General features: G+C 74.3%; 4 protein-coding genes. All 4 read left to right on the top strand.

From position 1 onward, the window contains the following. On the top strand, positions 1–874 hold an 874-nt coding region (gene steA, locus KBX39_RS24580), incomplete at its 5' end, for a putative cytokinetic ring protein SteA (RefSeq protein ID WP_210872728.1). Positions 875–902: 28 nt separating this feature from the next. After that, entirely contained in the window at positions 903–1,841 is a 939-nt protein-coding gene (locus tag KBX39_RS24575) for a copper transporter (protein ID WP_069089175.1), read from the top strand. A gap of 59 nt (positions 1,842–1,900) precedes the next feature. Further along, a complete protein-coding gene (locus tag KBX39_RS24570; RefSeq protein WP_210872726.1) occupies positions 1,901–2,764 on the top strand; it encodes a hypothetical protein in 864 nt (287 codons plus the stop codon). Position 2,765: 1 nt separating this feature from the next. Beyond that, positions 2,766–4,341 (top strand): murein biosynthesis integral membrane protein MurJ (gene murJ / locus KBX39_RS24565; RefSeq protein WP_210872725.1); only part of this gene is annotated, 1,576 nt, incomplete at its 3' end.

Here is a 4,341-nt window from a genome sequence, read left to right as displayed (position 1 = left end):
CGAGGGTGACCGGGTCCGCATCGAGGGCAACACCGTGTTCGTCGGCGAGGAGCCGGTCGCGCACGGCACGCTGCAGGACGCCGAAACCGTAGCCAAGTCGATGGCCGACGCCCGGGAGGGCCTGTCGGTGCAGTTGGAGGCGTTCGCCGCCAACACGATGGACTACCTGCGGCAGGAACGCGACCTGCTGCTCGACGGCGTCGGCGTACCGGAGATCCAGACCCAGATCCAGGGCCGGCACTGCCTGATCGTGGTGCGCGGCTACGACTACAAGGCCGACCTGGACGTGCTGCGCCCGTACATCCGGGAGTTCAAGCCGGTGCTGATCGGCGTCGACGGCGGGGCCGACGCGCTGGTCGAGGCGGGCTACACCCCGGACATGATCATCGGCGACATGGACTCGGTCACCGACGACGTGCTGCGCTGCGGCGCCGAGGTGATCGTGCACGCCTACCCGGACGGGCGGGCGCCCGGCCTGGCCCGGGTCAACGGGCTCGGCGTACCGGCGATCACGTTCCCGGCGGCGGCCACCAGCGAGGATCTCGCCATGCTGCTGGCCGACGAGAAGGGCGCGTCGCTGCTGGTGGCCGTCGGCACCCACGCCACCCTGGTCGAGTTCCTGGACAAGGGGCGCGGCGGCATGGCGTCGACGTTCCTGACCCGGCTGAAGGTGGGCGGCAAGCTGGTCGACGCCAAGGGCGTCAGCCGGCTCTACCGGCAGAGCATCTCCGGTTCGTCGCTGCTGTTGCTGGTCCTGTCGGCGGTGGCCGCGATGGCCTCCGCGGTGGCGGTCTCCACCGTCGGGAAGGCGTATTTGGGCGTGGTCTCCGAATGGTGGGACAATTTCGTGTTCCAGCTCGGCCAGCTCTTCTAGCTCCCCCGACGATCAAGAGGCTGCAAGCGTGATCAACTTTCGCTACCACGTGGTGTCCCTGACCGCGGTGTTCCTGGCGCTGGCGATCGGCCTGGTGGTCGGCACGGCCGCCCTCAACGGGCCGGTCGCCGACTCGCTCCGGGAGAACGTCAACGGCCTGCGCAAGGACAACTCGCTGATGCGCCAGTCGGTCAACAGCATGCAGAAGCAGCTGGAGACCGAGGAGGACTTCGCCGCCGAGGTGGCCCAGCTCGTCCTGCCCGGCAAGCTGACCGGCCGCCGGGTGCTGGTGCTCACCCTGCCCAGCGGCCGCGACCAGGCCGAGGGCGTGGTGAAGATGCTGCAGACCGCCGGCGCGGACGTCACCGGCCGCATCGACGTGCAGGACAAGTTCGTCAACCCGGACAGCAACAACAACCTGCTGGAACTGGCGGTCACCGCCCGGCCGAACACGTCCCCCGCCATCAACCTGCCCGGCAACGGGCACGGCGTGGAGACCTCGAGCGCGCTGCTGGCGAACGTCCTGGTCGACCGTCCCGCGGGCACCCCGGCGGCCAGCGAGACCGACCGGCGCACGGTGCTGGAGCAGTACGCCACCGCCGGCTACCTCACCCCGGCGGACAAGATCTCCACCGCCGCCGAGGCGGTCGTGATGGTCACCGGCCAGCCGTACGTGGACAAGGACTCGGCCAAGAAGGACGAGTCGGTGGTGAAGATCGCCGTGGAGTTCGACCGGGCCGGCGCGCTGGTGGTCGCCGGCATGGGCTCGACCGGCGGGAACCTGGTCTCCGTGGTCCGCGGCGACCCGGTGCTGTCGCAGACCATCTCCACCGTCGACAACGCCAACACCGTGCAGGGCCAGCTGGCCACCAGCCTCGCCCTGGCGCAGCAGCTCACCGAGAAGAAGACCGGCCAGTACGGCGTGGGCGACAACGCCGCCTCCCGGGTGCCTACACTGCCCCGGTGACCGCTCGGGCCGCCCGGTCCGTGCCGCGTCGCGTTCGAAGTCCGGATCGAGGAGGTCCCGTGAGACTGGGTCGGCTGCTCGCCGTGGGCGCGGGGGTGCTGGCCGCCCGCTACACGCTGCGCCAGACGCGCACGTCGCCGGGCGGGCCGGCGCTGGAGCGCACCAACTACCGGGGCCGCACGGTGACCCTGGCCGCCGGTCCGGCCCTCGCCGTGGGCGCGGCGACCGGCGGCGCGCTGGGCGCCGGCAGCGCACCGGCCGGCGCCGCCGCGCTCGTCGCCGGGCTGGGCGCGGGCGCTGTCGGCCTCTACGACGACGTGGTCGGCGCACGCCCTGAGCAGAAGGCCGCCAAGGGCTTCGCCGGGCACCTCGCCGCGCTGCGCGAGGGCCAGGTCACCGCCGGCATGGTGAAGGTCGCCGGGGTCGGTGTGGCCGGGCTCGCCGCCGCGGCGCTGCTCGCCGCCGACCGGCGGGTCGCCGCGCACCCGCGCCGCCGGCGCGCCGGGGCGGTCGGCCGCGGGCTCGACGTGCTGCTCGGCGCCGGCGTGGTGGCCGGCACCGCCAACCTGGTCAACCTGCTCGACCTGCGGCCCGGCCGGGCGCTGAAGTCCGGCATGCTGCTCGGCGCGCCGCTGACCACCGGCCCGCACGGCGGCATCGCGGCCGGCGCGGTCGGCGCGTCGGCCGCGCTGGTCGGCGACGACCTGGGCGAACGGGTGATGGTCGGGGACAGCGGCGCGAACGCGCTCGGTGCGGTGCTCGGCGTGAGCCTGGCCGCGCGTACCGGGCCGCTGGGCCGCGCCGGCGTGCTGGCCGTGCTCGCCGCGCTCACCGCCGCCAGCGAGAAGGTCAGCTTCACCCAGGTCATCGCGTCCACGCCAGGGCTGCGGCACCTCGACGAACTGGGCCGGCTGCCCGACTGACGTGACGAAACCGGCACCTCTCGCCGCCGCCGGCCGCGTCGCCGGGGCGGCCGCCCTCATCGGCGTGCTCACCGTGGTCAGCCGGCTCGCCGGCTTCGGCCGCACCGCCGTGTTCACCTGGACGCTGTCCACCAGCGACCTCGGCGGCGCCTACCTGGTGGCCAACTACGTCCCGAACTTCATCTTCGAGATCGTCGCGGGCGGGGCGCTGGCCAGTCTCGTCGTACCGTTGCTGGCCGGCGCGGTCGAGGCCGGTGACCGGCGTGCGGTGGCCGCCACCACCGGCGCGCTGCTGACCTGGACGCTGACGCTGCTGGTGCCGCTGGCGGTCCTGGTGGCGATCTTCGCCGACCCGCTGCCGGGCCTGATCGGAGACGGTCTCAGCGAGGCGCAGCAGGCGTCCGGGGCCCGGATGCTGCGCGTCTTCGCGCCGCAGCTGCCGCTCTACGGCGTGGGCATCGTGCTCACCGGGGTGCTCCAGGCGCACCGCCGGTTCGCCTGGCCGGTGATCGCGCCGCTGCTGTCGAGCATCAGCGTGATCGGCGTCTACCTCGCCTTCACCGCGACCGAGGGGCGGCTGGCCACGATCGGCGAGGCCGGGCGCGGCGGCGAGCTGCTGCTGTCCGCCGGCACCACACTCGGCGTGGTGGTGCTCTCGCTGTCGCTGCTGATCCCGCTGCGCCGGCTGAAGCTCCGGATCCGGCCGGGCTACCGGTTCCCGGCCGACGCCCGGGCCCGGGTCGGCGGCCTGGCCGTCGCCGGGGTGGTCACCGTCGCCGCCCAGCAGATCGCCCTGGTGGTAGCGCTCAACCAGGTCACCTACGGCCGGACCGCCGACGTCGGCGTCTACAACCTCGCCCAGACCGTCTACTTCCTGCCCTGGGCGGTGCTGGCCGTGCCGCTGGCGGTGGCCGCGTACCCGACGCTCGTCGCGGCCCGGGCCACCGGCGACGAGCGCGCCTACCGGGACACGCTCGCCCCGGCGGTACGCGGCGTGGTGCTGTTCAGCCTGCTCGGCGCCGCCGCGCTCGTCGGCACCGCGATCCCGGTCGGGCACTTCTTCTTCGCCGACCCGCTGGACGCGCGTACCGCCGCGGCCGGGATCGCCGGGTTCGCGCCCGGCCTGCTCGGCTACGGCCTGTTCGCGGTCCTCACCCGCGCCCTGTACGCCCGCGGCGAGACCCGCGCGGCCACCGTCGCCACCGCGCTCGGATGGCTCAGCGTGCCCGCGTTCGCCCTCCTGTTCGCCCAGGCGCTGCCGCTGGCCGACCGGGTCCTCGCGGTGACGCTGGCGACGTCGGCCGGCATGGTGCTGCTCGGCGCGCTGCTGATCGTCGCGGTCCGGCGTGCCGCCGGCGGCGAGGCGCTCGCCGGGATCGGCCGGGCCGGCGCCGCCGGACTGCTCGCCGCCGTGGTCGCCGGAGCGGGCGGGGCGGCCGTCGCGGCGGGACTCGCCGGGCTCGGTGACGGCACCCCGACGACACCGCAGGCCCTCGCGCAGGGCATGCTGTCCGGGGTCGTGGTCGGTGTCCTGTTCCTCGCCGTCGCCTGGCTGACCGACGCCCGCGACCTGCGGC

It is taken from the genome of Micromonospora sp. D75, assembly GCF_018070405.1.
GTDB lineage: Bacteria > Actinomycetota > Actinomycetes > Mycobacteriales > Micromonosporaceae > Micromonospora > Micromonospora chalcea.
Note: the sequence above shows the minus strand (reverse complement) of the source record. Positions and strands in the feature narration are given on the sequence as shown.